Origin of the sequence: Enterococcus sp. 4E1_DIV0656, from assembly GCF_002140695.1 — a bacterium.
Lineage (GTDB): Bacteria > Bacillota > Bacilli > Lactobacillales > Enterococcaceae > Enterococcus_D > Enterococcus_D entomosocium.
Map to the genome: position 1 here is coordinate 1742610 of NZ_NGLF01000001.1, position 23487 is coordinate 1766096.

23 protein-coding genes are annotated in these 23487 nt (G+C 42.0%); 20 read left to right on the forward strand and 3 right to left on the reverse strand.

Annotated elements, in window-relative coordinates:
- Positions 1 to 39 precede the first annotated feature (39 nt).
- Positions 40 to 2199, reverse strand: coding sequence for a class 1b ribonucleoside-diphosphate reductase subunit alpha (nrdE, locus tag A5882_RS08260; RefSeq protein WP_008377092.1), 2160 nt, complete (start codon positions 2197 to 2199; stop codon positions 40 to 42).
- Positions 2200 to 2296: 97 nt separating this feature from the next.
- The gene (gene nrdH, locus A5882_RS08265) at positions 2297 to 2521 is read right to left on the reverse strand and encodes a glutaredoxin-like protein NrdH (protein WP_005225182.1); all 225 of its coding nucleotides are present in this window, start codon (positions 2519 to 2521) and stop codon (positions 2297 to 2299) included.
- Between the two features lie 356 nt (positions 2522 to 2877).
- Between nrdH and A5882_RS08270 the strand changes: the two genes are divergently transcribed.
- The 16 genes from A5882_RS08270 to A5882_RS19760 all read left to right on the forward strand — a co-directional run bounded on the left by A5882_RS08270 (position 2878) and on the right by A5882_RS19760 (position 17694).
- Complete coding sequence (locus A5882_RS08270; RefSeq protein WP_005237467.1) at positions 2878 to 3345, forward strand: ferrous iron transport protein A; 468 nt, start codon at positions 2878 to 2880, stop codon at positions 3343 to 3345.
- Positions 3345 to 5483, forward strand: coding sequence for a ferrous iron transport protein B (gene feoB, locus A5882_RS08275; RefSeq protein ID WP_086299153.1), 2139 nt, complete (start codon positions 3345 to 3347; stop codon positions 5481 to 5483). Before A5882_RS08270 ends, feoB begins: the two co-directional genes overlap by 1 nt.
- Entirely contained in the window at positions 5480 to 5611 is a 132-nt protein-coding gene (locus A5882_RS08280) for a hypothetical protein (RefSeq protein WP_005237465.1), read from the forward strand. The genes feoB and A5882_RS08280 overlap by 4 nt, the downstream gene beginning before the upstream one ends.
- A 434-nt stretch (positions 5612 to 6045) precedes the next feature.
- Positions 6046 to 6492 (forward strand): PTS sugar transporter subunit IIA, encoded by a 447-nt coding sequence (locus A5882_RS08285; protein WP_005237464.1) that lies wholly within the window; start codon positions 6046 to 6048, stop codon positions 6490 to 6492.
- A gap of 1 nt (position 6493) precedes the next feature.
- Positions 6494 to 6859: a PTS sugar transporter subunit IIB gene (locus A5882_RS08290; protein WP_005237463.1), complete on the forward strand. Its 366-nt coding sequence runs from the start codon at positions 6494 to 6496 to the stop codon at positions 6857 to 6859.
- 25 nt (positions 6860 to 6884) lie between these two features.
- A complete protein-coding gene (locus A5882_RS08295) occupies positions 6885 to 8171 on the forward strand; it encodes a PTS ascorbate transporter subunit IIC (RefSeq protein WP_016610457.1) in 1287 nt (428 codons plus the stop codon).
- Between the two features lie 24 nt (positions 8172 to 8195).
- Positions 8196 to 8861 (forward strand): SIS domain-containing protein, encoded by a 666-nt coding sequence (locus tag A5882_RS08300; protein ID WP_005237461.1) that lies wholly within the window; start codon positions 8196 to 8198, stop codon positions 8859 to 8861.
- Positions 8858 to 9763 carry a 4-hydroxy-tetrahydrodipicolinate synthase gene (dapA, locus tag A5882_RS08305; protein WP_086299155.1) on the forward strand — a complete coding sequence of 302 codons (906 nt, stop codon included), beginning with the start codon at positions 8858 to 8860 and terminating at the stop codon, positions 9761 to 9763. The genes A5882_RS08300 and dapA overlap by 4 nt, the downstream gene beginning before the upstream one ends.
- 23 nt (positions 9764 to 9786) lie before the next feature.
- Positions 9787 to 10101, forward strand: a complete 315-nt coding sequence (locus A5882_RS20085) for a hypothetical protein (protein ID WP_254908471.1) — start codon at positions 9787 to 9789, stop codon at positions 10099 to 10101.
- A 9-nt stretch (positions 10102 to 10110) separates the two neighbouring features.
- Complete coding sequence (locus A5882_RS08310) at positions 10111 to 11889, forward strand: BglG family transcription antiterminator (RefSeq protein WP_254908497.1); 1779 nt, start codon at positions 10111 to 10113, stop codon at positions 11887 to 11889.
- Between the two features lie 436 nt (positions 11890 to 12325).
- Entirely contained in the window at positions 12326 to 13615 is a 1290-nt protein-coding gene (locus tag A5882_RS08315; RefSeq protein WP_086299156.1) for a CapA family protein, read from the forward strand.
- 233 nt (positions 13616 to 13848) lie between these two features.
- Positions 13849 to 14463 (forward strand): hypothetical protein, encoded by a 615-nt coding sequence (locus A5882_RS08320; RefSeq protein WP_005237455.1) that lies wholly within the window; start codon positions 13849 to 13851, stop codon positions 14461 to 14463.
- Positions 14464 to 14743: 280 nt separating this feature from the next.
- Positions 14744 to 15400, forward strand: coding sequence for an HAD family hydrolase (locus A5882_RS08325; RefSeq protein WP_176273466.1), 657 nt, complete (start codon positions 14744 to 14746; stop codon positions 15398 to 15400).
- Between the two features lie 535 nt (positions 15401 to 15935).
- Positions 15936 to 16319: a hypothetical protein gene (locus tag A5882_RS08330; protein WP_016611968.1), complete on the forward strand. Its 384-nt coding sequence runs from the start codon at positions 15936 to 15938 to the stop codon at positions 16317 to 16319.
- Between the two features lie 250 nt (positions 16320 to 16569).
- Positions 16570 to 17412 (forward strand): Cof-type HAD-IIB family hydrolase, encoded by an 843-nt coding sequence (locus tag A5882_RS08335; protein WP_086299158.1) that lies wholly within the window; start codon positions 16570 to 16572, stop codon positions 17410 to 17412.
- Between the two features lie 117 nt (positions 17413 to 17529).
- Positions 17530 to 17694, forward strand: coding sequence for a hypothetical protein (locus A5882_RS19760; protein WP_008377119.1), 165 nt, complete (start codon positions 17530 to 17532; stop codon positions 17692 to 17694).
- A gap of 157 nt (positions 17695 to 17851) precedes the next feature.
- Here the strand turns inward: A5882_RS19760 and A5882_RS08340 are convergent, their stop codons facing one another.
- On the reverse strand, positions 17852 to 18490 hold the full coding sequence (locus tag A5882_RS08340) for a CPBP family glutamic-type intramembrane protease (RefSeq protein WP_016611971.1): 639 nt from the start codon (positions 18488 to 18490) through the stop codon (positions 17852 to 17854).
- A gap of 511 nt (positions 18491 to 19001) precedes the next feature.
- Here A5882_RS08340 and hisG point away from each other — a divergent pair.
- Genes hisG through hisB form a run of 4 tightly spaced genes read left to right on the forward strand, consistent with a single transcriptional unit; the run spans position 19002 to position 23483 of the window.
- The gene (gene hisG, locus A5882_RS08345; RefSeq protein ID WP_086299159.1) at positions 19002 to 20561 is read left to right on the forward strand and encodes an ATP phosphoribosyltransferase; all 1560 of its coding nucleotides are present in this window, start codon (positions 19002 to 19004) and stop codon (positions 20559 to 20561) included.
- Positions 20558 to 21838 carry a histidinol dehydrogenase gene (hisD, locus tag A5882_RS08350; protein WP_086372651.1) on the forward strand — a complete coding sequence of 427 codons (1281 nt, stop codon included), beginning with the start codon at positions 20558 to 20560 and terminating at the stop codon, positions 21836 to 21838. Before hisG ends, hisD begins: the two co-directional genes overlap by 4 nt.
- Positions 21835 to 22893 (forward strand): histidinol-phosphate transaminase, encoded by a 1059-nt coding sequence (gene hisC / locus A5882_RS08355; RefSeq protein ID WP_008377129.1) that lies wholly within the window; start codon positions 21835 to 21837, stop codon positions 22891 to 22893. The genes hisD and hisC overlap by 4 nt, the downstream gene beginning before the upstream one ends.
- Positions 22890 to 23483, forward strand: coding sequence for an imidazoleglycerol-phosphate dehydratase HisB (gene hisB, locus A5882_RS08360; protein WP_005225202.1), 594 nt, complete (start codon positions 22890 to 22892; stop codon positions 23481 to 23483). Before hisC ends, hisB begins: the two co-directional genes overlap by 4 nt.
- Positions 23484 to 23487 lie beyond the last annotated feature (4 nt).

Here is a 23487-nt window from a genome sequence, read left to right on the forward strand (position 1 = left end):
AGGGGCAGGCTATTGGTTCGTTTTCAGGCAAAAGTTGGATTAGATGACACAGCTTTCACATTGGTTGCTGCCGATCTCTTCTGCATCATCTGTAAAGGTCCGTACATAGTAGATCGATTTGATCCCTTTGTGGAAAGCATAGTGACGCAAGATGTTCAAATCACGGGTGGTTTGTTTTGTCGTTTCTTTCCATTCGTAAAGACCTTCTGGAATATCTGAACGCATAAACAAGGTCATACTCATCCCTTGATCGACGTGTTTTTGAGCAGTTGCGTAAACATCGATCACTTTGCGCATATCCATATCGTAGGCTGATTTGTAGTAGCCGATCGTCTCATTGCTCAAGTAAGGTGCTGGATAATAGATCTTGCCGATTTTCTTTTCTTGGCGTTCTTCGATCATCCGAGTGATCGGGTGGATGCTGGCACTCGTATCATTGATATAAGAGATCGAACCATTTGGTGCAACGGCTAAGCGGTTTTGGTGATACAAGCCGGTTTCTTTGACGGTTTGTGCCAAGGCTGCCCAATCTTCACCAGTTGGTAAAAAGACGCCTTCAAACAATGCTTTGACTTTTTCCGATTTTGGTTGGTAGTCACCTTGGATATAATCAGTGAAGTAGCTGCCATCTGCATAAGCTGATTTTTCAAAGTTATGGAAAACTTCGCCTTTTTCTTTGGCGATGGCATTGCTTTCAACCAATGTCCAATAGTTCAACAACATGAAATAAAGATCAGTAAATTCAAGGGATTCTGGTGAACCGTATTCCATTTGATTTTTTGCAAAATAGGTATGCAAGCCCATTGCGCCTAAACCGATCGTGTGGTTCAAGGCATTCCCATTTTGGATCGATGGTACCACGTCAATGTCAGACGCATCAGTAACGAAGGTCAAGGCACGAGTCATTGCTCGAACAGATTTCCCAAAGTCAGGGCTGTCCATCAAGTTCACGATATTGGTGGAACCTAAGTTACAGCTGATATCTGTTCCTAAAACCTCGTATTCTTGCTTGCCGTTGATCTCAGATGGTGCTTGAACTTGAAGGATCTCGGAACAAAGATTACTCATGATGATCTTGCCATCGATTGGGTTGCTGCGGTTTGCTGTATCGATATTAATGATATAAGGATAACCAGATTCTTGTTGCAATTTAGAAATTTCATTTTCTAAATCGCGAGCTCTGATTTTAGTCTTGCGAATCCGTGGATTCATGACTAAGTTGTCGTATTCCTTGGTGATATCGACATAAGAAAATGGTACGCCATATTCTTTTTCGACACTGTACGGACTAAAGAGATACATCTCTTCATTTTTACGCGTCAATTCGTAAAATTTGTCAGGTACGATCACACCTAATGATAAGGTTTTGACACGGATTTTTTCATCTGCATTTTCTTTTTTCGCTGATAAAAAGCTGATGATGTCTGGGTGGAAGACGTTCAAGTAGACCACACCAGCCCCTTGCCGTTGACCCAATTGGTTTGAATAGCTGAAGCTATCTTCAAACAATTTCATTACAGGCATCACACCACTTGCTGCACCTTCGTAGCCTTTGATAGGCGCGCCAGCTTCCCGCAAGTTTGATAATGTGATCCCGACACCGCCGCCGATCCGTGAAAGTTGCAGCGCGGAGTTGATCCCACGACCGATCGCGTTCATGTCATCAGTGATTTGGATCAAGAAACAAGAAACTAATTCACCGCGACGTTTGCGTCCTGCGTTCAAGAAAGAAGGGGTTGCTGGTTGGTAACGTTGGTAGATCATTTCATCTGCCAAGCTCATGGCTAACTCTTCATTCCCATCCGCAAAGTAAAGGGCGTTGAACGCCACCCGATCTTCGTAACGCTCAAGATACGCGGTACCATCATTCGTTTTTAATGCATATTGTGAATAAAACTTGTAAGCAGCCATAAATGATTTGAAAGTAAAGTGTTGCTCATCTAAGAATTGATACAAGTCCTCAATAAAAGCAGGACGGTACTTTTTGATAAATTCTTCTTCTAAATAATCATTTTCAATCAAATAATTGATTTTGTCCATTGCAGTCGCAAAGGTTAAGGTATTTGGTTCAACGTTTTCTTTAAAGAATGCCGCTAGGGCTTCTTTGTCTTTATTTAATGGAATTTGACCATCTACTGGACGGTTGATCTCATTATTCAATTTGAAATAACTGACATCTTTGATTTCTTTCAAGCTCATAAATGGCTAACCTCTTTTCTTGTTTTGTTCGTATAAAAAAGGACTTGCGGTCTGGACGACTGACAAATCCCTCAAAAGCATCACATTGAGAAAAATCTTAGCTCGCTAATTGACGTAGTTGATCTGGACGGAAACCGATGATCGTTTGCGCATCAGAGGTAATGACTGGCACACTTTGAAATCCTTGTTCTTTCAAAAATTCTAATGCTTCAGGCTCATTATCGATATTGATTTCTTCAAAGGCAATCTGATTTTCACTTAAAAAGCGTTTCGCCATTTTACATTGCATGCAGTTGTTTTTAGAAAATAGTTTGATATTCATAATTGTTTCCTCCGAGTTGTAATAGTTATAAACCTAGTATAAATAAGTCTCGGAGAAAGTCAACGAAAAAACACTATATCTTGTGCTTGTGAATTCGGCATACACAATTTATAGTGTTTCTGTGTTTTTTATGCAAATGAAAAAAGCGGAAAATACTTAGAATTACAAGGTTTTTGCGTAATTATTAGAGGGGATATGCAATCAAAATGAGTAAAAAAAATCTCTATTGTGAAGGAAGATTCAAAGTTAAGTCGAAAACAGATTGACTTCCTATGGAAATGGCTCTATTATAATGATAATCATTCTCAATTAAAGTAGGTTAATTAAAAAACACTTCACAAAAGGAGTAAGAACCAATGAAAATGGCGCAAACTTGGGCTTCTGGGACATACAAAATCGACTCGTTGGCAACAACCAAAGAAATCACGGTTCATTTAAACGATCTTGGCATTCGCACGGGGGTTGAAATCGTTGTGGTGCAAAAAGATCGCAAAGGCGGCATCATTTTGCACCAAGGGACGCGGATTGCTTTAGATGCACGGGTCATGGAACAAATCGATGTCACAGAAATCCAGCAGCAAACGGTCATTACCTCTTTGGATCAGCTGCAAGTTGGTGAAAGCGGGAAGGTCAATCAGATTGGTGCAAAAGGTGCTTTGCGCCGTCGTTTGATGGATATGGGGCTTACGAAAAACGTTCATTTGGAAGTAGTGAAACTGGCTCCATTGGGTGATCCAATGGAGATTCGGCTCCGCGGTTATGAATTGTCTTTGAGAAAGCAAGAAGCAGCGTTGGTTTTTATCGAAAAAGGAGTCGAAGCTTGATGACCTATCAATTTGCATTAGCAGGAAATCCCAATAGTGGGAAAACAAGTACTTTCAATCAATTGACTGGTGCCAAACAAACAGTGGGCAATTGGCCGGGTGTCACCGTAGAACGTAAAGCGGGGCGACTGCGAAAAGACCGGCACGTGCTGATCCAAGATCTGCCCGGGATCTATTCCTTGTCACCTTATACGCCTGAAGAACTGATTTCCCGCAATTATTTGATGGAAGCATCGCTGGATGCGGTGATCAATATTATTGACGGAACTAATCTTGAGCGAAATCTGTATTTAACATTGCAATTATTAGAAATGAATGTTCCGACCGTGGCAGCCATCAACATGATTGATCTATTAAAGAAAAAAGGCTTGCAGATCAACTTCGAAAAATTGGCTTACGGATTAGGGATTCCTGTAGTGGGGATCAGTGCTTTGAAACAACGTGGTTTAGCCAAAATGATCGAGGCAGCGAAGCAAGCAGCCAACACACTACAGCTCCCTCCCCGCTACGATGCTCGTCTAGAGGCTGGCTTGACCGAGATCATGGCGATTTTGCCAGAGACGATCCCTCAGCAGCGAAAACGCTGGTTTGCCATAAAACTCTTCGAAAAAGATGAAGCGATTCAAACAATGTGTAAACTGACTGATTCCCAGCAAGCAGTCATTCAGGAGACGATTTCGATTTTAGAGATGATCTTTAAAGACAGCAGTGACGCCATTCTCGTCAATGAGCGCTATGGCTTCATTGAAGAATTGTTGGCGCTGGCAGTCATCAAGGAAACAGATCAGCACTTAGCCTTCAGCGACAAAATCGACCGCGTGTTGACCCATCGCGTATTGGCACTACCGATTTTTGCCTTCATTATGTGGGGAATCTACTATTTATCGATTCAGACGATTGGCACGATCGGCACTGATTGGGTCAATGATGTATTATTTGGCAGCTGGATTCCCGAAACAACAGCGCATTGGCTAGAACAGCTGCGGGTCGCCCAGTGGCTACAAGAACTGATTTTGGATGGCATCGTGGCTGGGGTCGGTGCGGTTTTAGGCTTTTTGCCGCAGATTTTCGTGTTGTTTTTTTGCTTGGCTATCTTGGAGGACTGTGGATACATGGCACGGGTGGCATTTGTCATGGACCGGTTGTTTCGCAAGTTTGGTCTATCTGGCAAGTCGTTTATCCCCATGTTAATCGCTACAGGTTGCGGCGTGCCGGGGGTGATGGCAAGCCGAACGATTGAAAACGAAAAGGATCGTCGGTTGACGGTGATGGTCACGACCTTTATGCCTTGTTCTGCCAAATTGCCGATCATTGCATTGATTTCGGGTGCCTTTTTCCCTCATTATAGTTGGGTCGCACCATCGGCCTATTTTGTCGGCATGGGTGCTGTGATTTTTTCAGGGATCGTCTTGAAAAAAACGCCGCTTTTTGCAGGTGATCTGGCACCATTCATTATGGAACTGCCAGCGTATCACTTGCCACAGCTCACAACGATTTTGAAAAGTGCCTGTGATCGAGCCATTGCTTTTGTAAAAAAAGCCGGAACGATAATCTTTGTGGCTTGTATCTTTGTCTGGTTTACCTCCAGCTACAGCTTTGCCTTGCAGCGGGTCAGTGAAGACCAAAGCATTTTGGCCTTTTTCGGTCGACTTTTGGCGCCCCTCTTCGCTCCCCTAGGCTGGGGAACTTGGCGAGGCGCCGTGGCGACGATCACTGGCTTGGTGGCCAAAGAAAATGTGATCGGCACATTCGGGATTCTCTACGGACAAACCGGTGAGTTGTCAGAAAGTGGGACGGAGATTTGGCAAGTGTTGCGCGGCGATTACACTGCTGTGGCGGCATACTCTTTCCTCGTCTTTAATTTACTATGTGCCCCCTGTTTTGCTGCCATCGGTGCGATCCACCGTGAAATGGGGGACAGCAAGTGGACGTGGTTAGCCATTGGCTATCAATGCGGCTTGGCGTACTGCGCCAGTTTTCTGGTGTACCAATTCGGACACGTCATCTTTGAAGGCGGACACCTCACGCTAGGTGTTTTTGCGGCAATAGTCATTGCTGGTCTATTAGTATTTGCTCTGGTGAAGAAACCATTCCGAGGGAGTGCGCCCTTGATCCAAGTCGTAGGAGGCGAAAAATGATTGCTACAGTAATTCTAAGCGGACTGATTTTTGGCTATGGCGGTCGTGTGGTGTACCGCATGGTGAAAAAGGATCATTGTTCTGATTGCCACAGCAGTTGTCCCGTGAAGCATGAGGAAGCAAAGTAGAAAATAGCGGTTGTAAGTAAAAATTCGTGTGAAAACACCTACGGCTAGAAATACAATTGAAACGGTAGATCTATAGCCATGAATAGAGTGTTTGCTTTAAGAAGTTCTTAGTTTATTTAAGAGCTTCTTTTTTTTATTGTGGGTGCAAGCAAAAGATCTGTCCATTTTTGGTTCATTTTTTCCTTTATAGAATAAGTTTTGTGAACTGCTCAAGAAGGTTATCGAGAAAAACTGGAGGCTAGTAAAAAAAATAGGCAGTATTCCTGGTCTTTTTGAGAAGAGCAGTTCACTTAATCTGGAAGCGTGTACAAATATGTGGTCGCAAATCGTCTATTCAGGTCAGAACTTTTCACTTATAGTGTGTGTATAGGAATTATCTCGAGAAATTCTTTTACCAAAACCTAAAGAAATTTTTTTAGAAAGGAAATCGTCGTTTGCAAACTACATTATTAACAAAAGAAAACATTTTACTTCAGCAAGACAGTACCAGTTGGCAAGAAGCAATCAAAAAAGCTGCCCAGCCGTTATTGAGGAATGGCAGCGTTTCAAAACAGTATGTCGAAGCGATGATTCAATCCGTCTTAGATGCCGGGCCGTATATCGTGCTTATGCCTGGGTTTGCATTGGCCCATGCCCGATCAGAAGATGGGGTTTGTCGTTTAGGACTAAGTGCGATGACCTTAAATACCCCCATCTCATTTGGTTCGCCCAATGATCCAGTGAAAGTCATTTTCTGTTTGGCAGCGATAGACCCGACCAGTCATTTGGAACTGATGAGTGAGTTAGCAGAGGTTTTAGCAAGGGACAATATCATTGATCGTTTAGCAAATGTGGAGACACCAGAAGCATTTATAAAACTATTAGAAGAAACGAGGAGTTAAGATGGGATTCTTTCAAAAAAAGAAAAATGATGCATCAATCCAATCAGATGCAAAACCTAAGGCGAGTAATGGCAAGAAATTTTTGATAGCGGTTGCATGCCGTGCTGGGATGGGGAGTTCAACGCTGCTTCACATAAAAGTAAAATCAGTGATTGAAGAAAACGGCTATCCCATTGAAACGATTCATGGAAATCTAGATGTTCTCATTGGTTTTACGGGTGATGCCTTTATGAGTATGGCAGATATCGCAGCGGAACCTGATTTTCAAAACAAACCTTATGAAGTCATAGGTATTCAAAATATTATGAGTAAAGAAGAGATCCAAGGAAAACTAGAAACATTTCTTGAAACGATGCAAACAAAATAAATTGATGGAGCGAGGAATAAATTGAATGGCAATTTTAGTAATGAACCAATTCAGAAATACTGCTGTGTTGCTAATGATTTTAGCTTTGATCGGGTTACTTGCACAAAGAAAGCCTGCGAAGGAGACCCTGAGCGGTGTCCTCAAAGTGGGCATTGGGTTTATGATTTTTAATATTGGTGGTGGTCATGTAGGAACGATTGCTGCAAATTTCGCCACGTTGTTTCAGACCGCATTTGGTGTTCAAGGGACGGTTCTGGCAGTAGAGCCTGCTACAGCGTTAGCTATGGATGTATATGGTTTTGAAATATCAATGATTATGGGGCTAGGGTTCATATTCGGATTAGTTATTGCGAAATTGACGCCTTTAAAATCAATTTTCTTAACCGGTCAGCATTATCTTTTCTTTGCTGCTGTCATTGGGTTGATTTTTATTTCGAATGGTATGCCCACTTGGGTAACAGTTATCTTTGGTTCTTTGGTACTAGGTTTTGCAGGAGCAGGGTTGCCCAAATTGGCTCAGAAATATACAGATGAGCTGACAGGTAATGCAGGGGTTGCACTAGGTCACTTTAACTTGATTTTTTACTGGTTCTCAGGTGTCATCGGCAGTGTCATTGGCGGGAAAAATTGGCAAGCAAAGAAAGAGAAAGCAGCCAATCGTGAGCTTCCTGATTTCTTCTCCGTATTCCGAGATTTTGTCTTCTCTGTTGCATTTTTCATGATTATTCTTTTCTACATTGCAACGATCGCAGCAGTTTTAAGTGGTCATATGGATGTCGTTCAAGAAATGGCTGGCAACGACTTATGGTTCTTGTATCCGTTGATTCAAGGGTTGCAATTTGCGGCGGGTATGTCTGTACTGATTTATGGTGTGCGTCAATTTATTGCTGAATTAACGGCTGCCTTCGTGGCGATCTCTGAAAAATATATCCCGGGATCAATGCCGGCAGTAGATGTTCCTGTGTTTTTCCAATATGCGCCAACCATGGTTCCTGTCGGTTTTATTACCTCGTTTATAGGTGGCTTAACAGCGACGTTTGCCATGGCTGCTATGGGTTCTCCCGTTGTACTTTTGCCAGCAGCTGGGATTGCTTTTTTCTCGGGTGGAACAATGGGTGTCTTTGGTTCAATAAGAGGCGGGTTGAAAGGGGCGATCATCGCATCCTTCTTAGGCGGTATTTTGCTGACTGCATTGCCTTTGGTGCTTTTCCCAGCTTTTTCTGAATTAGGCATCACAGACGCTGGATTTCCTCAAATCGACTACAATATTATCGGAATTTTACTAGATAAAATCTTAAAACTATTTAGTTAAACAGTATGATTAGCAAGGAGAAAGGTGGATACAATTTCTCCTTGCTATAAGGAAGGAAAATCTGTATTGAATGAAAAAAACGTTTTGTTTGAATATAGTACGAATTTAAAAGCCCAAAGCGATGCTCAATTTTATCGGCTTGAAGAAGAAGAAGTCTATCAACAGATGGTGAAGGCCAAAGAACTTATTCTCCATGCAGAAAAAAATCATAAGCGTGTTCATGTAACAGGCGTGGGAAAATGTTCCTATGTAGCAGGCTATGCAGCTTCACTTTTCTCATCTGTCGGCACGCCAACCTATTTTTTAGACACAACCGAAACTGTGCACGGATCGGCAGGACAAGTCGTGGCTGGCGATGTAGTGATTGCGATAAGTAATAGTGGGAACACCAAAGAATTAGAATATGCACTTGCTGCCTTAAAAGCCAATGGCGCTGTAATTTTAGCGGTAACAGGAAATGAAGATTCTTCCCTAGCTTCCTGTGCTGAAGTCACATTGTCTTCTTATGTTTCCCAAGAAGGGGACTCATTGAATAAACCGCCACGTTCCTCTGTGATCGCCCAAATGATCCAGCTGCAGGTTCTGTCGGTGTTGCTGCAAGAAGCAAAAGAAATCAATTTAGAAGATTACCTTAAATGGCATCCAGGGGGAAGCTTAGGAGCAACGACAAAAAAGGAGCTTACGCAATGAAAATCAGAGGAATTATACCAGCAATGGTCACACCATTAAATGAGAACGGCATCAATGAAGAGGGCACCAGAAAGCTTGTAAGGCATTTGATTGCTGGTGGTGTCCACGGGTTGTTTATTTTAGGAACCAATGGCGAATTTCATACCTTAAGCAAAGAAGAGAAAATCCAGTTTGCAAAAATCGTTGTCGATGAAGTATCGGGCAGAGTACCAGTATTTGCAGGTGCCGGAGATATCGCAACGAATAAAGTGATTGAGTTAGTAAATGAGTTTGCAAAAATCGGCGTTGATGCTGCTTCCATCATTACGCCGTATCTTTTGAAATATACCGATGAGGAGTTGATCCATCACTACCGAATGATTGCTGAGCAAACGACACTACCAATCATTTTGTACAATATTCCGCCAAATACTAGAAATTTCATCAATCGTCATGTTTTCTCGGAATTACTCAAAATTGATTCGATCATTGGGATAAAAGATTCAAGCGGTGATCTAGAAAACTTCAAGGGCTATCTTGAATTAAATCATCGAGAGGATTTCTCTTTGCTGATGGGAAGCGACTCTAAGATTTTAGAAGCATTACAGTTAGGAGCAGATGGCTCTGTGGCTTCAACCGCAAATGTTTTGACGAAAACAGATGTGGCGATCTATGAACAATTTGTAGCTGGAAACATAGAACAAGCGCGGCAAGAACAAGCAAGTATTGATGATTTTAGAGAAGCCTGCAAATGCTCAACGATTCCGTCTGGGCTGAAATACTGTTTGCGGGCAATCGGACAGGATGTTGGGTTACCGAAACTGCCTGTTCTAGATCTTACGAAAGAAGAAAAGCAGCAGGTAGATCAAGTGCTTCAAAAATATGTACAAGCGGAAGGATTTACATTGAAAGTAGAACAGTAGGCTGCAGAAATGGGGGAACATTGATGGTAAAAATTGACTATAGGACGAGAAAGATGATGATGGCTCTGATTGAAAAACCGACCATCAGTTACGATTATCTTCAGCGGAATTATTCTATGAACCGCACTCAAATAGAGTATACCATTGATAAAATCAACCAGTTTCTATCTGCCCAAAAACTACCACTTAGCGTGAATAAGGAAAGTGTGATTCGACTGCCTGAAAAAAGCAAGGAATATTTGTTGGAGTCATTTTTACGTGAGCGTATGTTTAAGTATTATGAGATGAGTTCAAAAGAACGAGGAAAATATATCTTTTTGACGCTCTTTTACTACTAGAAAGACTATCTGTCGGTCAACCATTTTTTAGATGCGTTAAAAATCGGCAAAACAACCTTTATGAGTGATCTGCGCAAATTACAAGCGGAATTACATGGGTACGATATTTCAATCAGTTATTCAAGAAAAGAGGGGTATCACTTAGCAGGTGATGAACTGATGATTCGTTACGCTTTATTTCGAATGATTTTGGAAGATGTGACTAGCAAGGATGATGATTTTATTTACCGTTACTTTATTCATAACGAACGAATACAATTGGCGGATGAGCAGGACACCTATCTTTCTCTTCTTTTAGAAAAACATGCGATAGAGTTAGTTGAAAATAGGTTGATTGAATTGAACTATATCCTTATTTTTTTATACCCAAGAATGGGCTTGAATGAATTTGATCTAAAGCCCTTTTCTAATGATCATGAGTTAGTAAAAATGAAGGAGTACCGCTTTGCTGAAGAAATTTTAGAAAACGCAGGGGTGATGAATAGTATAGAAAAGAACTATCTCTGTGGGTGGGTCCTGGGAATGGCATTAGGGAATGAAAAGGAATGGCTTCAAGGAAATTTGGTCATCATTGACTTGGTAGAAAGAATCGTCGAGCGATTTGAATTGCTTTCAGGTATTCGTTTCAAGGATAAACACTCTGTCATCAAGCAATTATATAGTCATTTTCGACCGACCTATTTCCGAATGCTGTTTCGATTACCGATCATCAATCCTATGCAGGAGAAAATTTTTGAAAAATATAATGACCTTTATCAGATCGTAAAAGAAACCTTGAGACCAATCAGTGATAGCTTTGATTCAAAGCTTCCAGATGAAGAAGTAGCCTTTTTAACAATGCACTTTGCGCTTTTGATCAGGAATTCTGAAGAATATATGGTGCAACAAAAAGTGGGGGTCGTTGTTTGCCCAAATGGTATTGGAAGCTCAGCAATCATTTACAATGAATTAAAGGAAATCTTTCCCTCTTTTATCTTATTGGGACCGATTGAAACAAGCGAACTGCATTCATTTGATCAGTCTTACGATATCATTTTTACGACAAAACCCAACTTTCAACTTTATCCGTTAAAAAAACCGATTTTTGTAGTAAACCCGATCATGTCTTACGAGGAACGAACCCAGTTGTTTTTAGATGTCAAATTCGAAACCAGTACAAGTATAAAGCCCAATACTGTTACGATCGACGGCTTGATGCAAGTTATTCAACAATATTCAACGGTTACCAGCGAGTCAGCTCTGCGGCATCATTTAGAGAAATTTGTACAAGAGACCTGCTCGCCAACGGCATCTATCATGTCTCAAAAAGAAAAAAAGACAAAAGAACCTGCAATGCTGTTGGATATGATGCGTCCAGAATTGATACAATTAAACAAAAAAGCCAGAACGTGGGAAGAGGCCTTTTATCTCGCAGCCAATCCATTGATTGAAAGAAAGATCATCACTAGAAATTACATCGATTCGATCATTCAACAAACCAGATCAGAAGGTGCTTATATGGTGATAGTCGATCAAGTTGCCTTACCGCATACGGTTCCTGAAGCAGGTGCAAAAAAACTTGGCATGGGATTGACAACGTTAGAATCTGAAGTATATGTCTTAGGAACGATTCCTGTAAAGTACATCTTTACTCTTTCTGCGTTAGACAGCAAGCAGCATCTAAATGCGATGACTCAGTTTATTACCCTTATTGAATCCAAAGACTTTTTTCGAGAATTAGAAAAACATGAATGTCCGGAAACAGTTTATCACTGGTTTGCAGAGATTTTACGTACTGCTGTTGTATAAATTTTTTCGAAAAAACTGTAAGTATTATAGAATAAAGCATATACTCTTTGGTCTTTATTGAGAGAAGCGTGCGAAGGGGAGTAATTTGCTTTCATCGTTTGCTGCTGTTCATCCGAAAGCGAGGGATGTCATCCAGAACTGTTAACAGCCGAAGGATTATCTAATGATACTAATTTATGCCGTTTGAGGTTAGTCCAGTTCTACAAGAAAGATTCATTCGGAAATCAGCTACCATAGAAGTGGAGAAACAGTTCGATCACGATCGGGCTGTTTTTTTATTCTTTAAAAAACGATCTATTAAAGGGATCTTAAATATAGTATAATTATTTAATGAAAAGATATTATTTAGTGGGATTTGTAGGAAAGGGAGCAGGGAACCTAGTTAGAACGTAAACGAAGATAGGCTTTTGATAAAGCAGAGTGAAAGGGTGAGGGCATGAGACAACAACGAAGACGGGAGCGTCAGAAACGCCAGCGGATCATTGCTGGGTTAAGTGTAGCATTATTGGCGATCACATTCGGAGTGATTTATCTAGTGATTCAAGCGACAAGCATCCCCGAACAGCGTCTTACAGCAGAATCGACAAAACCGACTAAGCCAATGCAAGAATCAAGTAGTTCTACCGAAACAAAGCCAGAAGTAAAAACCATCACAGTGACAGCTAGTGGCGATATGCTTTATCATACACCTGTTTATTTAAGCGCTTACGATGGAAAGCGTTATGATTTTGACAATGATTTTGAGCAAGTCAAACCGTTAATTGCATCGGCGGATCTTGCTCTGGGTGATTTTGAAGGAACCATCAATCCTAATAAACCGCTTGGCGGTTTTCCCTTATTCAACGCGCCTATCGATGCCGTTGCCAGCATCAAAGATGCGGGCTTTGATGTGATCGATCTTGCTCATAATCATATCTTAGATACGGGAATCGAAGGAGTCAAAACAACGGCGGCTGCTTTTCACGATCAAGGGTTGGCAACGATTGGTGTCACGGTCGACAATAGTGGAATTTTGGTCAAAGAAGTCAACGGGATCAAAGTTGCTCTCTTGGCCTATGCCTATGGCTTCAATGGACTTGAAGAAAGCTTAACTCAAGCAGAGTATGACACCTATTTGAAAGACTTGTCCCTCGATAAAGTGGAAGCAGAGATCAAAGAAGCGGAAACCTTGGCGGATATCACCATCGTGATGCCTCAGTCTGGTGTCGAGTATTCTTTAGAACCAACGGAAGAACAACAAACTGTTTATCGGAAGATGATCGATTTTGGTGCTGATATTATTTTCGGCGGCCATCCGCATGTAGCAGAACCAACCGAAATCATCGAAAAGGACGGTGAAAAGAAATTTATCATTTATTCAATGGGGAACTTATTGTCGAATCAACGTTATGAAACCGTCAATAACAACTATTGGACCGAACGCGGCGTCATTCCAGAAGTTGAGATCACCAAACAGGGAGCTCGGACCTATTTAAGTAAGATTGCCTTACATCCAACTTGGGTCTCCAAAGAGCCGATCCCTGATCGTACCTATTATGATCCAGAATACGGCGTCTTGCAGGCCTTTGATTTTCAAGTTTACTTGGCCGAAGATTATCTACCGGATGGACAATACGCCAAACGTGTTACTGAAGAAAAACGGCAGCGCATAGAAACCGCCTACCATGAAATGCTGGAGCTGTTAGATTTGAAGTGGGAGCAGCAAAAAGAAAATCAAATTGACTAATAAGGCAACCTGACCAACAGGTTGCTTTTTTATTAGCTTTCGAGAAAACGAATCATGAAACGAATGGCGCTCCTTCCAACAAAACATGACAGTAGACTATCATTTATGAACAAAAAATGACACCTCAAACTGATAAAAATAAGTAATAATGTCAACATAAAGCATTCAGAAATGAGTCGGAAAGGATTCAGTAGATGATTTCTGAATAAAAGGGAAAGAAAGCAGGATGTGTCATGAGAATTATTATACTGACGAAAAATATATCATATGAGATTGATTTGCAGCGGGAGTTACAGATTTTGAGTCATGAAGTGTTCGTAGGGAAAAATACAGAAGAGGCGGAATGGTTGATAGAAAGCGCCAAATTATTTGACTGCTTATTTGTCAGTGAAACGATTGCAGATCCAGAATTTTTATTGATCAATCAGGCGTTGGCTCCTTATTATCAAAAACGAATCGTCCGTATCTTGCCAGGGAATATTGAACAAGAAGGTAGGATGGAAAAAGCTGAAAATGCCACGTACCTGAATCGCTCTTTTGTCGAGCTGAGAGAATTTTTGGCTGCACTACCACCAATTAGTCGTAAGTTAGAAAAAGCATCCGTCACGAAAGAATCCTTTCCTAAATTTCTTAGTCTGCAAGAACAGATCTTTTTTAACAATTTAGGAGAAGAGCAATTTATTAACCGAGAAGACCTGTGTTGGAAAATTTGGGGAAATGGTGGAACAAACTCGAGAAAATCTCAGTTGTCAATATTAGCGAAACGAATCAATGAAAAATTAGATGAATACGACTACACTGAAAAACGGGTTCGTACCGCTTGGGGCAAAGGCTATATCTTACAATAAAAAGAAAATTGTGTGATCAAAAGAGCATCGAAGCCTTATTTCTCACGAATAGACCTCTTTGTAGCTTCGACTGCTTTTCAGGTAGAAACGACTCTGTTTTCAAATTGAGTCGTTTTTTATATAAAAATATTAGTATTAAATAAATGATGGTATCGAAAATTATGATAATGCTTTTTTTTAGTGTTAAAATAGAGATAATCAGTAATGAAAAGGAATACTACAGGATTTAAAAAGCACTTTGGAGAAACGTGCTGTAGTATCTTTCAGAGGAGGAAATGTCGTGAAGAAGATTGAGTGTGTGATATTTGATTTAGACGGAACCCTATTAGATTCGAGAGAATGCAGCATCAAGGCGACAAAAGCAGCTTTTACAGAGATGGGACTCAAAGTACCGAGTGAGGTAGTCATTGAACATTACATGGGGATACCGATCGAAGAATCGTTTTTTAAAATGTCAGAACAGCCATTGGATCAAGAAACAGCAACGGAACTGATTCGGGTTTTTCGTACCTATTATCAAACATACGAGGAAAGTACCTTGAACGTATTTCCTGAAATTCCCCATGTCCTAGAAATCTTAATGAAACGAAAGGTTCCTTGTTTCGTGGTTTCAAGTAAGAAGACAGCGGTCGTCAAACGAAATTTGGCTGCTCAGAACCTGGTGGCGTTCTTTGAAGAAATCATCGGCTCAGATGCGGTGTCCCACTACAAGCCTCATCCAGAAGGAATCAATAAAGTAGTAACTCAGTATCAGTTTGATCCGACAAGGACGATCATGGTAGGAGATGCTATTTTTGATATCCAGATGGGCAAAGCAGCCGGTGTCAAAACCATCGCTGTTACCTGGGGCAGCCACGATGCGAAAAAACTTTCCGCTGACAAACCAGATGCTTTGGCAGAAGCGCCGCAGGATATTTTAGATTATATCTATGCTTGATCTATTTTTACTGATACAGTTTAAAAATCATTTCTATTTTTGATCTGTAGCGTGAAAAATAGAATGGACTGAACGTCTTCTTCCAGCAGTATATTTGAGGTTTCGACCAATGATCGATAGATTCGATTATTGGTTTTTTTGTTGGTATGGATATGGGGCGTCTATTTACATGAAGCAACAATTTTAGCTATCTGTTGATTTTTATGGATATTATAGTCATTTTCTTGTCATTAGAGACGATCTAGTTGCATTCGGGCACTACTTTTTAGCAGAAGGGAACGGGGCCGCCTCTTTTTCACTCTTATTTCTTTTATTTAATAAAAAGTAATTATAAGAGAATCTGAAAGGGAAACTATAATAGGCGTAACTGATTTTCTTAATGTGTCTGCATTGGTAAGAGCTAAAGACCCAATCATTTTTAGTGGTTTTTGGACAGCTAAGCTTCAATTAAAAAACCTATCGGAAGAAAATCAAAGCGAGCAGAAGGGATAGCGCTACTTTCACCAAAAAAACATAGATGTAAAGGAGTAAGGATATGATATCAGAAAATATCAAGGAACCGAAAGACTATTTGTGTTATTCAAAAGAAGTGTTGCTAAGTGTAGGGGTATTGACTGATTACCCAAAAATCTTTCATTATTATCAAGAACTCTGTGATGAATTTGAGCACATTTACTATGATCAATCAAAGAGTTTATTTGTTCAGCTCAAAGCACTTCTAGCAATAGATGCGCAGATTCAAATTTTACTGGAACTTTTTGAAAATAGTAGAACAAACCTATGCAAAGAGTTTTGTATGGATGAGCATGAAATTATTTGTATGATCAAAAATGATAAAAAATCTTATTATCGCGAGCTTACAGGTCAAAAAAACAATCAAGTACCAAAATGGAGTTTAATTTATTTAAGTGAGGAGTAAGCATATTTTAGGATAATTCAACCATCTCAAGAAAGAACACATGGAGCAATAACGCGATGAACACGGGAGTAGAGGAATAGAAAGAGCGATCATAATAACAGAATCCCATCTTATGATCTAGTAAAATAGTCTAGCGCACTTTCCTTGTGATTTGTTATACTAATTCTAAGGAGCTGATCTTGACACCTTGTGTTCGGCAAGTACGTTCATGTGAGCGCTTTATTGATTGAGTGAGAAAAGAGGGAATGATTTGACGAAAAAAATTGTCTTTTTAGATGTAGATGGAACATTATGTGATGATGCTGGAAATGTACCAGAAAGTGCACGCCAAGCGATCACAGCGGCGCATAAGAAAGGCCATGAATTTTTCTTATGTACCGGTCGTTCAAAGGCCGAAATTACAGAAGACGTGTTGGCACTGCCCCTAAGTGGGATGATTGGTGCCGGCGGCGGTTATTGTGAGGTGCATAATGAGGTGATTTTGCACAAAGTTTTTGAAAAAGAAGCTTTATTAAGATTGATTGATTTCTTAAAAGAAAACCAAATCGAGTATTACTTGGAATCGAACCAAGGTTTATTTGCAAGTACCAATCTAAGAAATCGTTTGCTGGAGATCGTCTTAGCAGGTGAGTCTGTTGAAAGTAAAGCAGGAAAACAACGCGTTCAAACTATTCAGTGGTTCCTTGATTTACTGATTGAGGACGAAGCGAAAATCGATTACGATGACGTGAACAAAGTTTCCTTTATCAATCATTCCATTCCTTATGAACGGGTCCATGACCAATACCACGAACAATTCCAAATGATTCGCAGTACGGTACCTGTTTTTGGCAAAGATAGCGGCGAGATCGGCATCAAGAATATCCACAAGAAAACAGCCATCGATTTTCTCTTGAACCATTTAGGGATCGATAACAAAGATACCTTGGCGTTTGGTGACGGCCATAATGATGTCGAAATGTTTGAAGCTGTTGCGACGGGAATTGCAATGGGCAATGCCTGTGAACAGCTATTGGCAGTAGCTGACGAGGTGACGGCTCGACCAGAAGACGGCGGGATTGCGCAAGCGCTCCAAAAGCACGGCCTCGTGTAACTACTAAGAAGCAGATGTCTGCACAATCCTTTTGTTTCCTGGAGGAATTGATCAGGAGTTGAGCGATGTTGGTAAACTGATCGGTAAAACCAACGATTGACAAGGAGGCTGAGTTGAATGAAGGAAACAACCTTTTTTTGTTATCTTGAACAAGCATTGAAAAATCTGAAGGCGACAGAAGCCTTGCGCTTCAACATCGAAGGCGAAGTCAAACGGCTGATGAAGGTGTACAGTGAGGCAGAAATTTGTGAGAAAGTAAAAGAGGGTACCTTTAAAAAGTAAGACCATTTTCTTATGAAACGCAGCGAATAGAACAAACACCCAACCTTGTGAAAGGCACAAAAGCGATCAATGCGTCCTTTCAAGGAGGGGCACACAAGTAACTATTTGTTGTATCAAAAAAGACTGATTCCAATTGAATCAGTCTTTTTCTTTCTTCTCAAGCAGTCAGATAAGCCACTAAAATAGCAAACAGGTCGAACAAGACATGTGTGCCCCAACTAGTCAGGATCGAGTTGCTCTTGATAGCAGCTTGGTTAAATAGCAAGCGCGCCACTCCTTGAATGAAAAGAATATGGATCAAGGTATGGAAAACATTGCCGTTGTCATAAGTGCTGTAATGAACCAAGCCAAAGATGATCGCGGAAAGGATGCTGGCAATTGGCAAGGTACATTTACTAGAAAAGATCGCTAAAAAGAAGATAGAAAAGAGTTCTTCTCCAAGTAACATGATTGGAATAACTAGCAGAGTCAACCATTGAAAGCCTTCGTTCACTGGATTTCCGTGAAGATCCCATTTTAGTCCATATTGCAAAACGAGAGAAACGAGGAAGCTGATCAGGATGTTTAAAAGAACATACTTGCTGATCGTCTTCACTGGCGCGATGGGTTTTCCAAAGAGCTGCTTGACTGCCTCATTACCGTAAACCAGCCGTAATGCCAAATAGCTGGCAATCGATAATGAGAAGATGCTGACGATGGCAGGGGCATACAAAAGACCGACCAAACCGATACCTGCGAGGACTGTTCCTAGTAAAGCGTTGTTCCATGAGATTTGTTTTCCTATAAGTTTGTTCATTTACTTTTCTCTCCTTATTAAGCTATAGAGCATGTACTATTTAGCTGTTTTCTCTGATTCTTCTGAGTGTGCTTTTTGTGCCGCAATATAAGCGATAAGTACAACAATGAACGTTTTGGGTGATTGTCATATCATCGCTTCATTTGCGCCAATTCTTTGTACGGTACAAAGGATAGAGTAATCGATAACGAGTTTCTGAAACAAGATGGTCGTATATTTCGGACTTTTTTATGGTTGTGCAACTAAGTGATGGAGGATGCACAAGTACTAAGTTACTTCATTAAGAAAGGAAAACTGACTTCCAGTTTCGATGGAATAATCGTCAACAAAGAAACGACATCGCTATGTTCTCTTGAAATCGACTAAAATTCCAGAATATTTCGAAAAATACCATTGCTTATTTATGGCAAAACCATTAGTATTATTAGAAAAACTGATGGTGAATCGATGATAAAGCGAGCCTTTAACAGTGAGAAAGCCGGATCAGTGGCATGAAATAGGAGTGATAAGTGTGGAAGAGTTATGGAATGTATTGAAACCAGCCGAACAAGTCGAACTGAAATTAAGAAAATTGTATACGCAGCATCATTTTTCACCTTATCACTCGAACAACTTTGAAGAGTATCGCAACTATCAGCAAAATGATCAGTTTTTGCGTGGTTCTTCCATCATCACGTTTACAGGCACGGATGGCAGGACGATGGCTCTAAAACCCGATGTTACCTTGTCGATTGCCAAAAATACACCGTCTGGAGAGGCGCGTAGAGTGTATTATGTGGAAGATGTCTATCGACAGGATCGTCAAGCTGGGGAATACCAAAAAATCGATCAAATCGGTTTGGAGCTCATTGACCAAATCACGTGGGAAGATCAACTGGAGGTTGTAAAACTGGCGTGGGAAAGTTTGGCTCAGGTGGGAAAAGGGACCTTGGATCTGTCCCATATGGGGATTTTGGATGGCATCTGCCAACGCTTCCCCGAAGCGGATCGACAAAAGGTATTGCACTGCCTGCGGGACAAGAGTTCTCATGGCATGGATGCACTGACTGAAAAAGCTGGCTTGTCAGCAACAGAAGCTGAAAAATTAGCGAAACTGGTACGTTTGTCAGGTGATTTTGAAACCAAGTATCAAAAAGCCAAAGAACTGCTGGCAGAATATCCCCAAGCTCAAGCTGGTTTAGCAGAACTGAACCAACTGTATCAAGCATTGCAAAAAGAACAACTGTCATCCTCCATTCGAATAAGGTTAGATTTTTCGATTTTAAATGATGCCGATTATTACAGTGGTTTGCTGTTTCAAGGATTTATCGAAGAAGCAAGAGAGACAATTTTATATGGCGGCCGTTATGATCGCTTGATGAGTCGGCAAGGCAAAGCGCAAGGAGCGATCGGATTTGGCATGAAGCTCAATCATGTGGGGCAAAAGTTGCCGACTGACAACGAAAGTTCAGCCTATTTGAACATTGCGCTGCCAAAAGGCCGCATGGGGGATGCCGTATATGATTTGTTCACGAAAGCCGGAGTCGCTGCGCAAGGCGTCTTCAAAGACAATCGCCAACTAATTTTTTGTGATGAAGAAAACAAGCTGCGCTTTTTCTTAGTCAAGCCTAGCGATGTAGCAATCTATGTGGAGCACGGAGTGGCGGATATCGGTGTCGTAGGCAAAGATATTTTAATGGAAAGCAAGGCGGAAGTCATCGAATTTCTTGATTTGCATATGGGGGTCTGCCGTTTGGCCGTAGCGGCGCGTAAGGATTTCGAGGAAGATTTCTCCCGACCGCTGCGGGTCTCTACAAAATATCCGCAGATCACCCGCCAGTTTTATCAAGGTTTAGGTCGCTCAGTGGAATTGATCCAACTGCATGGATCGATTGAATTGGCCCCTTTATTAGGTCTCTCCGATGTGATCGTTGACATCGTCGAAACGGGGACGACACTAAAAGAAAATGATTTAGAAGTGATCCAAGACATCGCGCCGTCTTCAGCGCGCTTAGTGATCAACCACGCCACGTGGCGTTTCAAGCAAGAACGCATTCAAACAGTGATTGAGAAGGTGAGGGAGCAATTATGAGAATTTTTTCGACCCAAAAAAATACGATCGAAACGATTGTGGCAAGGAAACAGTCGGAAACGAAAGATGTTTCAACCATTGTCGCCCAAATCATTGCCCGTGTTCAGCAGCAAGGAGATCAGGCGTTGTTTCAATTAATTGAGGAAATCGATCAAGTGACCTTGTCTTCCTTAACCGTCAGTCCAGGGGAGATAGACGCGGCTGTCCATGCCGTCTCACCCGAGCTGCTTAATGTGATGGAACAGGCGAAAGAAAACATTTTGGCATTTCATCAAAAACAAGTCCAGCAAGGCTTTGTCTTAACGAAGGAAAATGGCGTTGTGATGGGACAGCGGGTCTTACCATTAGCAAAAGTCGGGGTCTATGTTCCTGGCGGCACAGCAGCTTATCCAAGTACGGTTTTGATGGATGTCCTGCCGGCAAAAATCGCCGGGGTCAAAAAAATCGTTATGATCACACCGACGGACAGTCAGGGAAAAGTTCCGGCTGCTATTTTAGCGGCAGCTTCCGTTGCCGGAGTGGATGAAATCTACAAAGTCGGTGGGGCCCATGGCGTAGCGGCATTGGCTTATGGAACAGAAACAATTCCCAAAGTCGACAAAATCGTCGGACCGGGAAATATTTATGTCGCCACAGCGAAAAAAATGGTGTACGGCGAAGTTGATATCGATATGATCGCAGGGCCCAGCGATGTGCTGATCCTCGCTGATGCCAGCGCAAATCCTCGCTGGCTGGCGGCGGATCTTTTGGCACAAGCCGAGCATGATCCCTTAGCGCAAGCCATCTTAGTCACAACAGAAGCAGCTTTGATTGAAGAAGTACAAGCCGAGCTTGACTTGCAGCTGAAGCAACTGCCCCGTAAAGACATTGCTGCTGCGGCGCTTAAATCTAGCGGAAAGCTGATTCTGGTCAAAGATTTGACCGAAGCACTTACCATTGCCAATCAAATTGCTCCAGAACACCTTGAATTAGCGGTGGCTGATCCTTTTGCATTATTGGGACAAGTAGAAAATGCGGGTAGCGTCTTTTTAGGTCACCATACACCGGAAGTACTGGGAGATTATTTTGCTGGACCAAACCATACCCTACCGACAGAAGGGACGGCTCGTTTCTATTCGCCGTTATCAGTGGATGATTTTATTAAGAAAAGCAGTTATTTGTATTACCCAGAGGCAGCCATGAAAGCAGCTGGTCCAGCTGTAGCGTTGTTCGCGGAAACCGAAGACTTGATCGGCCATGCCCGTTCGATCAATGTACGAAGAGAGGGAGAAAAATGACCTTTTTACATCAAAAGTATCACAAGCTGACTCCTTATACACCGGGGGAACAAGTAGATGAGCAAGTCGTTATTAAACTGAACACCAATGAAAGTCCTTATCCGCCAGCGCCAAGTGTTCAAGCAGCGGTTGCTGATGCCGCCCAAAAGCTGAATCGTTACTCGGATATTGCTGCTGAAGTGGTGACAAACCCTCTGGCTGCCTATCTTGGCGTTACGCCAGCCCAACTGTTTCTCGGTAATGGCAGTGACGAAGTCTTGTCCTACCTCTTTCAAGGCTTCACGGAAAACGGCATCGCCTTTCCCGATGTGACCTACGGGTTTTATCAAGTATATAGTGCCTTGTACCAAGTCGCTGCCACCGTTGTTCCGCTGCAAGAAGATTTCTCAATCGCGTTAACGGACTACGATTCACTCAAAGGGACCGTCATTTTTGCCAATCCCAATGCCCCGACTGGGGTTTATCAAGAGCAAAGCGAAATCTGTGCCTTTCTAAAACGGCATCCCGATCGCTTAGTGATAGTCGATGAGGCCTATATCGATTTTGGCGGCTCTTCAATGGTTTCTTTGATCGATCAATACCCAAATCTCTTGGTTGTGGGGACGTTTTCGAAATCTCGGCAGCTGGCAGGAGCACGCTTAGGCTTTGCGGTTGCCAATGAAGGACTGATCCAAGACTTGAATCGGTTGAAATTTAGCTTGAATCCGTACAATGTCAATAGTTTGACCCAAGCCGCTGGTGCAGCCGTTTTGCAGGAACAAGCGTATGTCGATGAGAAAATCCAAGCAACGATCCACGTGCGTGAGTGGAGCAAGCAAGCCCTAGCGAAATTCGACTTTGAGCAGACCGACAGCCAAGGGAATTTTTTGTTTGCAAGGCACCCTGCGATTGCCGGTGAAGAGTTGTATCAGGCACTGAAAGAGCAGAAAATCTTCGTCCGCTGGTTCAATCAGCCCCGCATCAAAGAGTATTTACGAATTACGGTAGGAACGAAGGCCCAGATGGAACGACTGATGACGGTGCTAACAACGATCATAGAAGAGGTGAAGGAATGAGAAAAGCAGAAGTTACCCGCAATACGACGGAAACCAAGATCCACCTGCAGTTGACGATCGATGGTACTGGTCAGCAATCAATCAAGACTGGTGTGGGGTTTTTAGACCACATGCTGGAATTATTTGTCCGCCACGGTCGCTTTGATTTGACGTTGGTTTGTGATGGCGATACAGAAGTAGATGCCCATCACACAACAGAAGACGTTGCCATCGCCATTGGCCGAGCGTTTTCAGAAAGTCTTGGGGAGCGACGAGGTATCAAACGCTATGGTAGTATGCTGCTGCCGATGGACGAAGCCTTAGTTATGACAGCGATCGATATTAGCGGTCGCGGCATGGCAGTCGTAGAGTTGGCGATACCGAGTGAAAAAATCGGGCAGCAGTTTGATACGGAGTTGGTTGAAGAATTCTTCATTGCTTTTGCCCGTGAATTAGGTGCTACGATCCATCTCCATCAAATCGCTGGCAAAAACAGCCACCACATTGTGGAAGCTTGCTTTAAAGGTTTTGGGCGTGCTTTAGGTGAAGCGGTGGCGATCAATCAAGCAGCCCCAGATGAGATCCCTTCAACCAAAGGGACGATTCAGTGATTCA